The sequence below is a fragment of the Bacillus sp. FG16 genome (assembly GCF_057809515.1).
On sequence record NZ_JBMDKC010000122.1, the window covers coordinates 1 to 14,899 of the forward strand.

General features: G+C 31.2%; 17 protein-coding genes and 2 pseudogenes. 6 read left to right on the plus strand and 13 right to left on the minus strand.

The window, feature by feature from the left end; translation table 11 throughout:
• Positions 1 to 53: 53 nt before the first annotated feature.
• The 5 genes and pseudogenes from ACODS7_RS27990 to ACODS7_RS28010 form a co-directional block, all read left to right on the plus strand.
• Positions 54 to 272, plus strand: a pseudogene (locus tag ACODS7_RS27990) (patatin family protein); the annotation flags it as partial.
• 333 nt (positions 273 to 605) lie between these two features.
• On the plus strand, positions 606 to 971 hold the full coding sequence (locus ACODS7_RS27995) for a hypothetical protein (RefSeq protein WP_243169043.1): 366 nt from the start codon (positions 606 to 608) through the stop codon (positions 969 to 971).
• An 88-nt stretch (positions 972 to 1,059) separates the two neighbouring features.
• A pseudogene (locus ACODS7_RS28000) lies at positions 1,060 to 1,494 on the plus strand (enterochelin esterase); the annotation flags it as partial.
• A gap of 39 nt (positions 1,495 to 1,533) precedes the next feature.
• Entirely contained in the window at positions 1,534 to 1,941 is a 408-nt protein-coding gene (locus ACODS7_RS28005; protein WP_016081379.1) for a DnaJ family domain-containing protein, read from the plus strand.
• A 78-nt stretch (positions 1,942 to 2,019) separates the two neighbouring features.
• Positions 2,020 to 2,835 carry a YwqG family protein gene (locus ACODS7_RS28010; RefSeq protein ID WP_029442482.1) on the plus strand — a complete coding sequence of 272 codons (816 nt, stop codon included), beginning with the start codon at positions 2,020 to 2,022 and terminating at the stop codon, positions 2,833 to 2,835.
• A gap of 799 nt (positions 2,836 to 3,634) precedes the next feature.
• On the opposite strand, the gene ACODS7_RS28015 is transcribed toward ACODS7_RS28010, so the two are convergent.
• A complete protein-coding gene (locus ACODS7_RS28015) occupies positions 3,635 to 4,405 on the minus strand; it encodes an LAGLIDADG family homing endonuclease (protein ID WP_098629036.1) in 771 nt (256 codons plus the stop codon).
• A gap of 296 nt (positions 4,406 to 4,701) precedes the next feature.
• On the opposite strand from ACODS7_RS28015, the gene ACODS7_RS28020 reads away from it, so the two are divergent.
• Positions 4,702 to 5,664 (plus strand): MBL fold metallo-hydrolase, encoded by a 963-nt coding sequence (locus ACODS7_RS28020; protein WP_050843833.1) that lies wholly within the window; start codon positions 4,702 to 4,704, stop codon positions 5,662 to 5,664.
• A gap of 63 nt (positions 5,665 to 5,727) precedes the next feature.
• Here ACODS7_RS28020 and ACODS7_RS28025 read toward each other — a convergent pair whose 3' ends face one another.
• The 12 genes from ACODS7_RS28025 to ACODS7_RS28080 all read right to left on the minus strand — a co-directional run.
• Positions 5,728 to 6,651, minus strand: coding sequence for a hypothetical protein (locus ACODS7_RS28025; protein ID WP_043938411.1), 924 nt, complete (start codon positions 6,649 to 6,651; stop codon positions 5,728 to 5,730).
• Positions 6,652 to 6,870: 219 nt separating this feature from the next.
• On the minus strand, positions 6,871 to 8,001 hold the full coding sequence (gene dnaN, locus ACODS7_RS28030) for a DNA polymerase III subunit beta (RefSeq protein WP_243169044.1): 1,131 nt from the start codon (positions 7,999 to 8,001) through the stop codon (positions 6,871 to 6,873).
• Positions 8,002 to 8,031: 30 nt separating this feature from the next.
• The gene (locus ACODS7_RS28035; protein WP_029442479.1) at positions 8,032 to 8,475 is read right to left on the minus strand and encodes an NUDIX hydrolase; all 444 of its coding nucleotides are present in this window, start codon (positions 8,473 to 8,475) and stop codon (positions 8,032 to 8,034) included.
• Between the two features lie 224 nt (positions 8,476 to 8,699).
• Complete coding sequence (locus ACODS7_RS28040; protein ID WP_029442478.1) at positions 8,700 to 9,116, minus strand: GNAT family N-acetyltransferase; 417 nt, start codon at positions 9,114 to 9,116, stop codon at positions 8,700 to 8,702.
• Positions 9,117 to 9,367: 251 nt separating this feature from the next.
• The gene (locus ACODS7_RS28045) at positions 9,368 to 9,994 is read right to left on the minus strand and encodes a cadmium resistance transporter (protein ID WP_029442477.1); all 627 of its coding nucleotides are present in this window, start codon (positions 9,992 to 9,994) and stop codon (positions 9,368 to 9,370) included.
• Positions 9,995 to 10,244: 250 nt separating this feature from the next.
• Positions 10,245 to 11,453 carry an L-lactate MFS transporter gene (locus ACODS7_RS28050; protein WP_029442476.1) on the minus strand — a complete coding sequence of 403 codons (1,209 nt, stop codon included), beginning with the start codon at positions 11,451 to 11,453 and terminating at the stop codon, positions 10,245 to 10,247.
• 279 nt (positions 11,454 to 11,732) lie between these two features.
• Positions 11,733 to 11,876 (minus strand): hypothetical protein, encoded by a 144-nt coding sequence (locus tag ACODS7_RS28055; RefSeq protein ID WP_000653680.1) that lies wholly within the window; start codon positions 11,874 to 11,876, stop codon positions 11,733 to 11,735.
• Between the two features lie 31 nt (positions 11,877 to 11,907).
• Complete coding sequence (locus tag ACODS7_RS28060; RefSeq protein ID WP_243169045.1) at positions 11,908 to 12,924, minus strand: serine hydrolase domain-containing protein; 1,017 nt, start codon at positions 12,922 to 12,924, stop codon at positions 11,908 to 11,910.
• 101 nt (positions 12,925 to 13,025) lie between these two features.
• Positions 13,026 to 13,286, minus strand: coding sequence for a heterocycloanthracin/sonorensin family bacteriocin (locus ACODS7_RS28065; RefSeq protein ID WP_001071343.1), 261 nt, complete (start codon positions 13,284 to 13,286; stop codon positions 13,026 to 13,028).
• Between the two features lie 199 nt (positions 13,287 to 13,485).
• Positions 13,486 to 13,932 carry an NUDIX domain-containing protein gene (locus tag ACODS7_RS28070; protein WP_029442475.1) on the minus strand — a complete coding sequence of 149 codons (447 nt, stop codon included), beginning with the start codon at positions 13,930 to 13,932 and terminating at the stop codon, positions 13,486 to 13,488.
• 64 nt (positions 13,933 to 13,996) lie between these two features.
• Positions 13,997 to 14,455 (minus strand): GNAT family N-acetyltransferase, encoded by a 459-nt coding sequence (locus tag ACODS7_RS28075; protein ID WP_029442474.1) that lies wholly within the window; start codon positions 14,453 to 14,455, stop codon positions 13,997 to 13,999.
• Positions 14,456 to 14,531: 76 nt separating this feature from the next.
• Positions 14,532 to 14,899: nucleoside hydrolase (locus ACODS7_RS28080; protein ID WP_488828122.1), on the minus strand; the 368-nt coding region annotated here is incomplete at its 5' end.

Genomic DNA, 14,899 nt, shown 5'->3' on the forward strand with positions numbered 1-14,899 from the left:
TTTGTACATGCTTAAACAAGTGAAAATGTACATGATCATCTTGACATTTACACATGGAAAAGAACTTATTCTTTCCGTATGTAGTCGGCGTATCAGCTGGAGCCTGTATGGGAGCAACTTATTTATCACGTCAAAAAGGGAGAAATAAGAAAGTAAATACAGAGCTAGTAGCAGATCACCGTTATATATCTTATCGAAATTTGATTCGAAAACGCGAATTATTCGGAATGGATTTTTTATTTGATGAAGTACCTAATAAAATTGTACCATTTCATAAGTTATGAGAAGACCAGGAAGCTATTACTTTATTACCTTACTGAATAAAAGCGAAAACGTACAGGTTACATTACTTGTACGTTTTTTTGTTCATAAAACATTCAATATTAACAACTAGTTTATATAGGAATTCTAATGAGAAGAAAGAAGTACATATAATAGAATGCTACAGGGGAGGAGAGAGGAATAGCTGTTTTGCTTTAAGTTATTGTCCAACTCGAATACAGGTAGTTATTTATGTTAAAATTTTTCGAGTGAAATCAAACTTTTAAGGATTTCATTGAACATTAAACAAAACAAGTTAGCAACGTAGAAGGGATAACATTAACATGAAAAACGTATCAAATATAGATAAAGTAGAATCAATAAAATCTTTACAGTCAACAATTAGTAAACTTGAAAATGCCTTATCACAGATGACTCAAAAAGGATCAAATACTACTTTAGTGAAAAAAAGACTCAAAGCAGCTAGTATCGGCTTAGCTATGTTAGAAAGTGTTTGGAAGCAAGAAACTCATCATTATACTCAGGAAGATTTAGCAGAAGCTCGTAATGTTCTAATTGGTTTGCTTCCATCAATTGAAAAGATTTACGTTAAGTCAAAGCTTGGGAGTCCTCAAAGAACGCTTTTAGCAAGAAGAATAAAATCGTTGGAACTTTCTATTCAAGCAATAGACAATTATTCTAGTAAATAACTCATTTAAAGAGTCTTATTACAAAAGTGTAGCAAGGCTCTTATATCATTCTATCAAAATTAAATATCCTTACTGCCACATTGCAGCAAGGGCAAAACATCTTGATCTACCTCATAATTATTCTCAAACTTCACATCTTCAAGAACATTTCATTGTCTTTAATAAAAATCCATGCATTAAGTAATCTTCAATCGCAAAAACACTCAATTATTTAATTTACGAAAATGGAATACCGCCATGTATTGCTGTAGATCATGTTAATCAGCTAGAAGAACTAACTTTTGAAAACGATATTCCTTGGATTGAAAATCAAATTTCATCTATAAATTCTAATGCAACTCAACTTCACTTTTATATGTTAGCAGGACAACTTGAAAATAAACCTCTTTTAACGGCCAATAATCACTTGTATAGAGCTTTAAAAGATAAAGGGTACAAAACCACTTATGAAGAGTTTCAAGACGGTCATGATAGCATGTGAGGGTGAAAAAAGTTGTTTGATGGATTGAAAGCTTTGAAATAGATAAAAACCACACTTTAAAATAAAAAGGAGAGAAAATCTATGAAGCAGGAAGAACTCGATAAAAAACTAAAAAAACAAGAGATTTTAGTAAAAGATGAGAAAGTTTGGTCCTATACGTATGAGGATCATATTAGTTCTATCGTTAAACAAGCAGAACAGAAAGGAGCTTTTGATAATTTACCTGGTAAAGGGAAACCTCTTAATCTTGATAAAGATCTTTCTTACAATCCTGAAAAGCAACTTTATAGAACTTTAGCAAATAATCATGTTTTACCTAGGTGGATTGAGCTTTCAAAAGAAATTGACGATTTAAAAGAAAAGCTAAAAGAAAATACAAATACTGCAGAAGCAGCGGATTTAATTCGAACTATTAATAAAAAGGTATTAGAACATAATCTACTTTGTCCACCAAGCGCGCAAAAAATGAGGGTGAAAATGGATTTTTAACGATTTTCAATTAAGCTATCGCTTGCTATATAATTAAGTTAGGCATTTTCAATTCATTACTAAAGGGAGGCAAATGTAGTGAAGAATACGTATCAATTTCAAATTCCGAAAGAACTAGAACAGTATCGTAGTATTTTAGAAGAAAGTGTGAAACCGTATGTTAAAGTGTCTGGAACGCAAGCAGAGACAACGCTTTTTGAAAGTAAGTTTGGTGGATATCCGTATTTACCTATAGATCAAGAGCATCCTAAAGACTCAAACGGACAACCTATGATGCTACTTGCGCAGTTAAACCTTGAAGAAATACCAAACATTGAACATATGCCTCAACATGGAATGTTACAGTTTTTCATAAGTGCAGAAGAAGATCTTTTTGGAGCAGATTTTGATCATCCAACAGTCCAAAAAGACTTTCGAATTATTTATCATTCTACAATTATAGAAGATTTAAATAAGGTTATTACTGATTTTAGTTATTTAAACACTTTAGATTTAGAGAATTTTATCATACCCGAAGCAGCAAAACTAAAGTTTGAGTTGGCATATCAACCAGTAACACCAAGAGATTATCGATTTGAAATGATTTTTAGTGATAACATTGATTGGGAAGAAATTGTTGATGAAGAAAATAATACAGAATTAGGCGAACTGTATGATGATTTATGTAAAGATCAAGGACATAAAATTGGTGGTTATCCATTTTTCACACAGACAGATCCGAGAGAATGGGAAGAAAAATACCAGCAACATGACATATTATTGCTGCAAATCGATACAGACGATTCATTAAATATTATGTGGGGCGATTCTGGGGTTGCTAATTTCTTTATACGTAAGGAAGATTTGTTAAATCTAGATTTTTCCAATGTCATTTACAATTGGGATTGTTACTAGAAGATATAAATAAAATAATAGCAAACAAAAAATCTTCCTGAAGGTGAGGAGGATTTTTTTATGTTAAAAATAAGCGTTATGTTAACTAGAATAAAAAACAATGTGTAATGAAAGTCAAGCCTAAATAACAGAAATAACAACAAATAATGTAAAGTTGTAAAACATGTGCAAATAGCAATAAATTCATTAAGTAAAACATAAAATAAAATTACTAATTTATATTTTGTATAGAAATAATTTTTCTGTATAAAAATTTCTTACCAATCAAAAATGTTTTTAATTCGTTAAATCTTAAGTGATTATTGATTAAGATTTGCTGTGATGAATTTATAACAAATAAAAACGATAAAAACTGAAGAAATTTGTTTAGATAAGATTTCTTGTGAATCTCACTAAAAATCTCCGTTTCGTCTCATTAAGTATAGTTTACTTGGGTTTTGATACCTGATATTGCTTTGTTTCTATAACTGCCTATAATATATATTATGTCAACTAGTAAAAAGTAATGAACTTATTATATGTTAGTTGAATGTTTTACACTTCCCTTTTCTTTATTAGTGATTAGTTCATTGTTTTTGAATTGATGTGATTTGATAGCTTTGGAATTCGTAATTTATATTCTTGTATATAATCGTTAATAAACAAAATAAAAGCAACTTGTTTAATCATTAATTTTAAACAAGTTGCTTTTTAGATTAACTAAACTGTATTTATAATTAATTTGATTTCGATTAATAATTCATCGTAGATTTTACTTTTATAATTGAACTTGCTCGTAGATTAGTCGATCATCATGACATTATTCTTTTTGTTGAAAAATATTATATTTACGCTTTAAATGTAAACCTTTATCTTTATAAATCCACCGTGAAAATTTAATAACATTATTTTTACCACTTAGGTAAATACGATATTGTTTTTCTTTGTCAACAAAACTTAATTGGAATTTATTATTCTCAAGGATATCTTTAAAAGAATTCATAAAATTATATGATCCTCCAACAAAACTAACAAAGTATTTGTGAGAGTTAACATGACCATCCCCATCAAAATACCTACGAACAAAATGATGCAAATATTCTTCTGGTACAAAAGGAAATTCGATGTTAAATGATTTACATGGCATAATTCCGTGTATGTTCATAAGGTCGTCTTTTATTGTTTTGCTATTAATATTTAGCATATATACGCCTGTTTTTTTGTTTTGATAAAGTGGCTGGTTTGTTTTTAGTTCTTTTTTTATACCTTCTAAAATATAACTTTCTTTTTGAGATATACTGACACATTGATTTTCTTTCTGTATAACACCATCTGCTGCTATAAACCCTAAAATATAAGCCATATTGTTTGACCACGTTTTAAAATAATCTTCTGTTATGTCATACTTTCTCTTCCAACTCCCTATAGCGCGCCTTGGTACGTTATTGTCTGATAAAACCATACGAATATACCTTGCAGACACATTAGCAAGCATAGCGATTTCTAAGGTGCTCTTCCCTTCAGTATACAAATGCATGATTTCAGATTTTGATAGTTTACATTTTGATTTCTTTTTTCGCTCTATGTGCACTTACATCCTCTCCTTTCTTTCTTTTATTAGAGACATATTTTCTTCTATAACATACAACGGAACGTATGTTCTTTGTTGCGTATAAGAAGGAATTTACTAAATAAAAACAATTTACATGTACTTAATATTTGTCTTAGCTGCTGCTGTGCGATTTGTACTTTATAGATACAAATAATGAATTTGACGGATTTATGAAATACAAGGCATTTTAGATGAAAGGTAAAATAATATAGTTTAAACTACAAATAGCTACAATAACAACATACGTAAATTGTTAATCGTAAAAAGGAGAACGAATGAATAAGAAATATACAAATCAAATTCATACTGATATGAGTTTTAAACCGAAAGATATTATAAGTTTAATGACGGATTACTTTAAAATAAAATCAAAGCTGCGTCCTATAAAGGATTTGCCTATCGTTTTATCAAATAAAGATAATGAATCGTTAGAGAGTGTTACATGGTTTGGCCATTCTGCTTCTCTTTTGAAAATCGAAGGTAAAAAACTGTTATTAGACCCGATGTTTGGAGATGCCTCTTCCCCATTTCCTTTGTTTAATAGTAAACGCTATAGTGGTGCTTTTTCTTTAGAACGTGATGACCTTCAAGAAATTGATGCGATTATCATTTCTCATAATCACTATGATCATTTGAATTACAAAAGTATTATGCAGTTAAAAGATCGCGCAAAGCACTTTTATGTTCCAACTGGAGTTGCACAATATCTTATTAAATGGGGTGTTTCGCCTAGTAAAATTAGTGAGCATAATTGGTGGGACGAAATTACGTTTGATAATATTAAGTTAGTATGTGCACCTGCAAGGCATTTCTCTGGACGTGGTATGACAGATAGAGATCGTTCATTATGGTGTTCATGGCTTATTCTTGGTCAAGAGACTAAAATTTTCTTTAGTGGTGATAGCGGTTATGCCCCTCACTTTAAGGAAATTGGTGATAAATACGGTCCATTCGATCTTACATTAATGGAATGCGGGCAATATGATCCGAGGTGGTCTGCGATTCATATGTTGCCTGAAGAAACGGTACAAGCTCATATTGATGTTAAAGGAGAATTACTTCTTCCGATTCATTGGGGTGCTTTTACGTTAGCATTACACGAATGGAGTGACCCGATAGAACGTGTTACGAAAGAAGCTAACCGTTTAGGAGTTAAAATTACAACGCCTCAAATTGGCGAATCTATTACGTTTAAATCTACAAATTATCCTTCATCAGATTGGTGGAAGGAAATTTAATTTTAAAATATAAACAGAGCGAATCCTTTTATAAAGAATTCGCTCTGTTTTCTGTATTTAAACTTATTTCACTATATTGGATTTCCCACTATCTAAAACTCTATTTGCTGGTACACTGGACATTTCAACCACTGTATTCATACTCTTATCAGTCAGTTCAACGAGTTCGTTTTCATGTTTTATTTTATTTAAATCCCATACCATCCCATGAAATTCATTATGCTGCCCACTTACCTGTATAATGCTTTTTGTTTTATTTGAAGGCTGTATTTGAAGATTTGTAAATTGATTCCCACTAATTTCATTTGGCGTAGTTACTTGACTATCCATATAAATCATATTTACACAGTCTTCTAAAGAAAAGTTCATAAAACGATTGGCATTTATCCAAGCTTGTCCGGTGCTCGGTTTTTTTGCTACTAATTTTAGTCCGGTTTCCATTCCTACAATTTTAATGTTTTCGAAGTTAACAAACGAAATTTCATTTTCTTTTCCAGCAGAGTATAAAGAAATTCCGGTACCTTTATTCGTTTCCGTCCAATTGATAATATTTATATCTTTTATTTGTGTTTTGTTCCAAGTGTTATAATACTTATTTTTACCGTCTAAATAAATAACTTCAGAGTTAAATTTAGGATCGTCAATAGCTATATACGCTCCTTCAATGGATGCGTTTTTCTCTAGTTCTAGAACTCTAAAGTTTCCCTCAACCACAAATTGTGATCCATAACCAAATAATAATTTCACACCTTTTTTAACAGTGATTGGTGACGTGATTTTATACTTTTTATCATCAAGCAATACGGTTTTTATTTTACTAGACGCTGCTTTATTAATAGCAGATTGTATTTTTATTGAATCATTTGCCCCTTTAAAGTCTTCTACATACAAGTTAGCACTTTTAGCTGCATAGTCTTTTTTGTTGTATTGATAAAAAGCAAAAATAATTAAAACTATACCAATGAGTAAAACAATTATTTTCTTCATCGTACTCACCCCATATCGATTAATCTATGGCTTTTATATTTAGGTTATTATTATTTTGCTTTGTATTTCAGATTACCATTGCTGCTTTGTCTATGAATTATATTATGTAGGAATTAGTAAACTGTTTGCTATACTAATACATCATTCTTATAATGTATTAATTTATGATTTCATAAAACAAAAGTCTGCTTGTACATAATGTAATTCCTTCCTCTATCCCTAATAAGCTCTTACTGGTGATATAAGATGTACTGCTGCAGATTGCTCTCCTGCTTCAATCAATATCGGTTTCATGGAACCGCCAAAGCTTAAAGTAATCGTTTCTTCTTTTATTGCTCTTAAAGCATCAACCATAAAACGCCCATCGAAAGATATATTTAATTGTTTTTCGCCTTGAATCGCATCTATTTGTTGCGTTTCGGATATTTGCCCAATTTGAGAAGCGTTTGAAGAAATTTTAATTGTAGATTCGTTTATGATTTCTAAGTTAACATTGTTATTGGCCCATTCACTTGCTAATAAACTTGATCGGTCTACACCTTGTAATATCTTTTTTCTATCTATGTTAATAATCGTTTTAAAGTCATTTGGAATAAGGTTGGAAATATTAGGATATTTCCCTTCAATTAGTCTTGAATATAATGTAGTTGTTCCGAGCGTAAATATAATATGACTCTCTGAAAGGTAGATATATACGAATTCCGAATTGCTGTTCATTAATTTTAGAAGTTCACTAATGGTTGCGCTCGGTACAATACAATTTGCTTTTACATCTGAGGAAAGCAATGTTTCACGTATCGCTAGTCTATGTGAGTCAGTTGCAGCACAAATTAACTTATTATTAGATAACTCTATATGCACCCCAGTAAGAACAGGTCTAGATTCATTTTTCGCTACCGCAAAGACTGTTTGTTTAAATACTTCAATCAATTGCTCTGTCTCTACTTTGATTTCTGCATGATTGTCTATAAGCGGTACATTCGGAAACTCATCTGCAGGAAATCCATTTAAACTTAATGTGATTTCTTCTGATTGTATCGTAATTAATTGCTCATTCTTACTTTTTATTGCTATATCACTTGGCATTTTCTTTATTATTTCAATGAAATACTTTGCAGGTACAACAATAGTTCCTGCCTTTATAATAGTTGCAATCTTTTCGTCTTCAATTGAAACAGGAATGAATTTTTCGATAAAAATATTTGAGTTACTTGCAATTAAAGTAATTCCAGATTGATCTGCAGTTATTTTTATACCAGATAATATAGGAATTAAAGATTTTGTTGATATCGCTTTGTTAACTTCTGAAAGTGCTTGAGTAAATTGTTTGTGATTAACGATGAACTCCATGTTTTCCCCACCTTACATGAGATAATATTTTTATGAAGATTGATGAACGATTGTTCCGTTAAAAAAGTACGGTACTGTTTCTTTCCTTTGTAATAAATCTAGTAAATGTTCTGGTATGCGTAAATATGGAGCTGCTATATGTAATTCCATCCAAGTGATCTCTTCAATTTCTTTTGGCCTTGATATATATGTCTCTCCGCCAATTATTTCACCTAGAAAATTAAAGAAAATTGCATGATGATCTCTTTCCTCAAAAAAGGCTTCGCTGATAGAACAAATCCCGTTTACATTTATATGTAACCCTGTTTCTTCTTTTACTTCTCGAATTACTGCTTCTTCTAACGTTTCTCCTAATTTAACTGCGCCACCTGGTAATGTATAATAAGAACCATTTTCCCCTTTGTTTTTTACCATTAAGATCTTTTCATTTGTTTTATCGTATAAAAGTGCATATGTAACATTTACTTTTTTCATCTAAGTCCACCTCTAATAATGGGAATTTTCTATCTTTGTTACATTCTACCATTTATTCGTTTTAAAATATAAAAAAGTTAATTGAGTATTTCATTTATCTGCTCTTAGCAAAGTTAATAATCGATAGTCCTTCATTACAAAATAAAAAAGAGCGTATTTTGAAATTGATTATTCAATGTACGCTCTTTATGCTCTAATTGATTCATTTTTGAATTCTATATACTTTATAACCTTTTTTCTAAATAGTATCGATTGTGTCCTTTCGGATGATCTTCACTTACTCCGATTACTTTATATCCATGCTTCTTATAAAAATCAGGTGCCTGAAAACTAAAAGTATCTAAATTGATTAACCTGCACTCTTTTTCAATTGCAAATTCTTCAATAAGTTTTATTAACTTGGTTCCGTAACCTTCATTCCTATATTCTTCAGAAACCCATAGAAAGTCAACGTGTATATGGTGCCAAAAAGTTATCGCTGTTACCCCGCCTACGATTTCTTCTTTTTCATCTCTTACTATGAAACTAACCTTTTCTGAAGGTGTTTTTTCTTCATCTGCGAGATATTTTTGATTGTATTCAATTACTTTCTCTCTTATGTAATCACTATCTTCTTGTACCCACTGCTGTACTATTTTCATTTTAAGTATCACACTCCTTTTACGATAGCTATTCAACTTCATAATTCTAATGTCCTGTTTAAATAATAGTCGTAGATCACTAATACAATTGTTTCATTTCACTAAAATAAAAAAAGCCCTACTACATTTCATCTGTAATAAGACTTATATACGTTGTGTAGAATCTAATTAATCTCAATGAATGTAATTGCTCAAAAAAATATTAAAGTTGTTCAATTCTTTTTTATGAAAACTTCCGTTATTTCAACACCTTAGGAGAATAGTCCAATTGTACCACTACGAAAAAGAATGAACATTCCTAAACCAATTAGAACAATTGGAACAATAATATGACAGTTTTCCTCAAGTACTTTAGCTAGTATAGGAGCTTTTATCAATTTGTAGCTAATAAAACACCATATCGCTATCATGGAAAAAAAGATAACTAATGTAACGATATTTGTTTCAAGTGTTTGACTAGCAAACATTGGTATATAAATCGAAATATTGTCAGCTCCATTAGCTAATGTAATTGAAGCTACTTTAAATAATGAAACAGTAACGTTATCGATAACTTCATTACTTTTATAAGAACGAAGTGACAATAGTCCTTTAACCCCCATATAAATTGGCACTAATCCTAATAATCCAATCCACGAAACAGGAATAAAAAAAGAGCTTAAAGACCCAATGATACTTAGAAAAATAATCATACTAAATCCTAAATATTGTCCAATAACAATATAAAGTTTTTTTCTCGTAGCTTTTTCGCGGACAGCTCTTCCTTCATTCCTAATTACTTCTGTTCTTACTTGTGAAAATAAAACAAGTAGTATAAAAATGTCATCAATATTTGTTGTAGCGAATGCCACAACAGAAGAAATTATGGTTGTAATCAATAAAAGCCAACTACTTTCATTGTAAACTTATAAGAAAATAATGGTCTATGAATGAAGTGCACGTTCCATCACAAAGTTGGTTAACTGTAATTTTCTAAATGTTTTTAGCAACATGTTAGTTCCTTTATAAAACAATATGAATATTCTAAGTATCTGCTACTCATTTCATTTTAAATTAAATAACTCTATTCTCTCTACACAAAAAATGTTTTGTACTAAAAAGAGCCCTATATTAGGACTCTTTTTAGTATTACGCCACTTTCCGATGTAGATGTTTTAGTTCCTTTGTCTTCTCTGCAGTTGGTGGACGGATTAATATTGAAATAATGAAGGAAATAATACTTAAAACACCAATTATAATGAAAGTTGGTTGAAATCCTCCAAGTATCGCTCCAATGAATGATCCTGCAAGCGCACCAAATCCGAAACCTTGGTAGACAATCCCGTAATTTGTACTATGGTTTTTTAATCCAAAGAAATCTCCGACAATAGCTGGGAATATAGTTATATTACCGCCGAAGCAAAAGGCGACACTTGCTACACAAGCAAAATAGATTCCGTAATTTAGCGGAATAAAACTTAAAGTAAAGACTGACAATCCTATAATAATAAATGTTGCAGAGACAATTTTCATTCGGCCGATTTTATCTGATAACGTCCCAAGAATGATTCTACCTACTGTATTAAAGATTGCAATCATAGCAACGGCGTTTGCAGCAGTTGCTGCGCTAAGTCCAACGAGTTGTACGCCGATATCTTTTACCATACTTATTAAATACAAACCACCCATACACGAGGTGAATAACATAAAAAATAGCAGATATACTTGTTTCGTTCGCATCATTTCACGCGGAGTATAGTCATTGTGTAATGTTTCAGTTACAGCATTACTTACAATTGCCTCACGTAAGAAGAACGATCCGATTAATACTAAAAGTAACACGATAATACCCCAATATAAGAATGCTTGTGATACACCAAGGTTATCGATAAGATTTCCGTTTATATATCTAAAGATTAAGCTGCCCATTCCATACGCTGATACAGATATACCTGAAATAAGCCCTTTCCGATTTGGAAACCATTTAATTAAATTAGATAGTGATGTAATATAAGCTGTTCCATCCGCATAACCAACAACGACACCAGCTAATAAATATAATAGTGGTAAGGAAGAAACTTGTGAACTAAGTATTAAGCCGAGTCCTAAAACAATTCCTGCAGTAGCAATAAGTTTCCGCAGTCCTAATTTTTTCTGCAACTTTGCTGCAAATAAAGTTGAGAATGATAAAGAAAAACTTGTTATGGAGAAAGTTATCGCTACTGAATTAAGATTCCATCCAAACTTACTTACAAGGGGTTGATTAAATAAACTCCATGTATAAATTGTTCCAAGGCCAATTTGAACAATGATTGTACCTAGAACAATTAGTAACGGATTTATAGAAGTTTGTTTCATACTAACTGTCCCCTTCTTTTATCTTGACATGAATTTTCACAGTTAGTATATCCATCATAAATTGCAAGATACTGTACGGAAAATGGTAATTAAGTTCATATACACAAAAAGACACTTCATAAAGAAGTGCCTTTTGCAGGTTATATCAGATATTTCTAAAGAAAGCTTTGTTAAGATAAGACATTTTCAAATGCTTATGTATATATGTTATCAAATAATTTCTTATATGTGATGAGACTTAAGACGTATTTTTTATTCATCATATAGTCGGATGAAAAATTAATATTCGATTTCATCAAAATCTTTCGGCTGCGGTACAGTTTGCATATTAGCTGCATCTTTAGGATCGCTATAAATTGCATTTTGTTCTGTATTTACATCTTTTATATTTTGCTTTTTATTTTTGTTCACTTTATCTTTCACTTTCAATCACTCCTTTTTGTTATAGGAGTAATTATGCCCTATTACCGTTACTAAATGTATCAGCGACTAAATTACTAAATTCACGTAAATAATATAAGTAATTATCACCGCCGTAGTTATATCTTTTATTATACATTTTTGCAACAACTACATTATATTCAGGTATTACTAAAATAGTCGGTCCAGTAATACCTGATATTTGATACGACCCTTTTGGAATACGTTCACCAAGTTCGCTTAATTGTGCAGGCTCATTTTGGATGAACCAAAACACCCCATTTTGTGGTAGCTCTTTGTTTATAAATGTTGGGCTCTGCAAACTCGTAGCGATTTTTATAACTTCTTTTGGAACAATTTGTTTATCATGTATCATGCCTTGATTTAGATGAAGATTGCCCCACTGCGCAAATTCTCTAGCTGAGACAAATAGATTTTTTTCAGTACCATCATCTACTGTACCAATTCCACTTATCGGGTCTTCATTTGGATTATTAATAATTTCAACCAAATTTTCATCTTGCTGTATTCTCCATCCTGTTTCTTGAAATTTAGCAGGTTTAAAAACACGCTCTTTTAACAATTCAGTAAAACTTTTTCCATATAGCTGATTAATAAGATGTGTCATCATTCTTACATTGATATCTCTATACGCCCAAGCTTGTCCAGGTTCAAATTCACGGAAAATAGTCCCATCATCAGTTTCTGTTAAACCGTGCGAATGAGTTACTAAATGTCTTATCGTTGTTTTACCGAGTAATAAAGAATCAAAATCATTAAAATACTTTGTCGCCTCGTCATCAATAGAATTTATTTTCCCCTCGTATAGCGCATACGCTATCATTAATCCTAAATAACTTTTTCTAGCAGAAGCAACGTTAAATTGTGAAGATGCTGTTACTCTCTTGGTTGTAGATGTATTTGAGTGATAACCACTATAATGCTCTAGTACGATTTTATTATCTTTTATAATACAAAGAGCTGTAGCAGAACTATAATTTTTTTCTTTTATATTCTCTACCCAAGAAATCAACTTTTCGTATGTATACAAATAAATCCCCCTTAACACTAATACAAAATTACAAAATGAAAGAAAAGTATAAACAGTATTTACACCTTTCTTTCATATAAAATAACTTGGATTTTCTATACTTAAATAACCCACCAGTTCCAGCAATTAAAGCAACCAAAACAGCCAGCGCAACCTACGCAACGTCCACCACAACCGCCACATCTACCACCACCACAACCGCCACAGCGTCCACCACAACCTCCGCATCCGCCGCAACGACGTGCATCGTCTTGAATGTAGTAGTATGGATATTGACTTTGTTGTTGATCCCAATACACAACATTACCAGTTTGATAATCATTAAGGTTTAATGTTTGTAGTTCATGTTGAAACTGATTCATTATGAAACCCTCCATTTATAAATGTAAATTCCGTCCAAATATTAAAGTTAATAAATTCTTTTAAACAAAGTAGAAACAAGACTATAGACTAAATGCGTACATCAACAAAATATGAACTTACACTAGGTGATGTACCTTGTTTTTCAGCCTATTTTCTTTATATTCATTCGATGGACGTATTTACTATAAATAAAGTAATTTAAAAATTACTAATCCAACAATTTAGTAGTTCATCATTTAACTTTCTTTCTAGTAATTCCTTTACTAAAGGCATTGGCATGATTTCATAATGATTTAAGGCTTCTTTATTATAATCTATCCAGTGAAATGCTAAATGAGACTCGCTAGATTTCGGTGTTAAGTCCGTATGTAAATCTTGTGACTCTACTTCAAAAATGTGATTAATTTCATGATGAAGCACTTCTTTATCTTGCCATTGATGTTCTATAACTCCTAAAAATCGTTTTATACTGCAGTTTGCTCCAAGTTCTTCTCTTAATTCTCTTTTTAATGCATTCTCTGCTGATTCTCCAATTTCAACATGGCCACCAGGTAAAAAATAATGATGGCCGATATATTCAGCAACTAATAATTTTTCATCCTTTATCATGACTGCTCGTACAATATAATGGAATTTACTTTTCAATTGATATTCCTCCTAGTCATTCAATCTATACTTGTTCAAATTTCACGCCTTTACTTCATAATAGTTAAACAAATAAACGATACACTTGCTCACCATCATACTCCTGTCCTAATGATATGAAACCATATCGTTCATATAATTTCTTTGCAGAGAGATTATCTTTATGTACGGTTAATCTTATTTCTTTACACGATTTAAAAGTATTTTTTATTATATCAATACTTTCTTGTAATGCTGCTTTTCCATAACCATTACCTTGCTGCGATTGATCAATAATAAATCCGTTAATCCAATACATATCCGATGTCTCTATTACAACAGCATGCATAACAAAACCAACCATAAGCTCACCATCGTATATAGCAAATGGTATGTACTCTACATTGTCACCATCTGGTTTTATATATACTTTAGCAAGTGAAACTGCTACAGCGGGGACAAATTTTCTTTGATCTTCTTTAACTTGTAACTTTAATGCCTCTTCCCAATTTTCTCTCGTAACAACCTTTAACTGGACATTCAATATTGTAAGCTCCCTTATATAGAGGATGTATGTTTATATTCAACGTAGTGAAATAATTCCCTTTTTCGACAGCAACTTATAACATGATTTTTATAAAATCTTGAATGAATTTTTGTTCATCTATTTCTAGTGCTATATGTGCTCCATCAGATATAGAGCTAGGGCGAAAATCAGCAAATGTTTGCCCTTTCGTATCTCCGTATGTATCTACATTTACTGTACGATGCACAAATTCAAAAAAACTTGGATTTACTAATCCACTTATTGCAACCACATCATGTAGCAAAGGTCCTTCGATAGATGGATTAAGCTTTTGGTATGCGGATAGATAGTAATCATACATGGGTTTCATTATCATATGAAATGGATTCTTTGTATTAGCTTGAATATATATAAGTTGAATTAAAAGGTTACAGCTATTATTTGTCGAAATATAATAAGTAA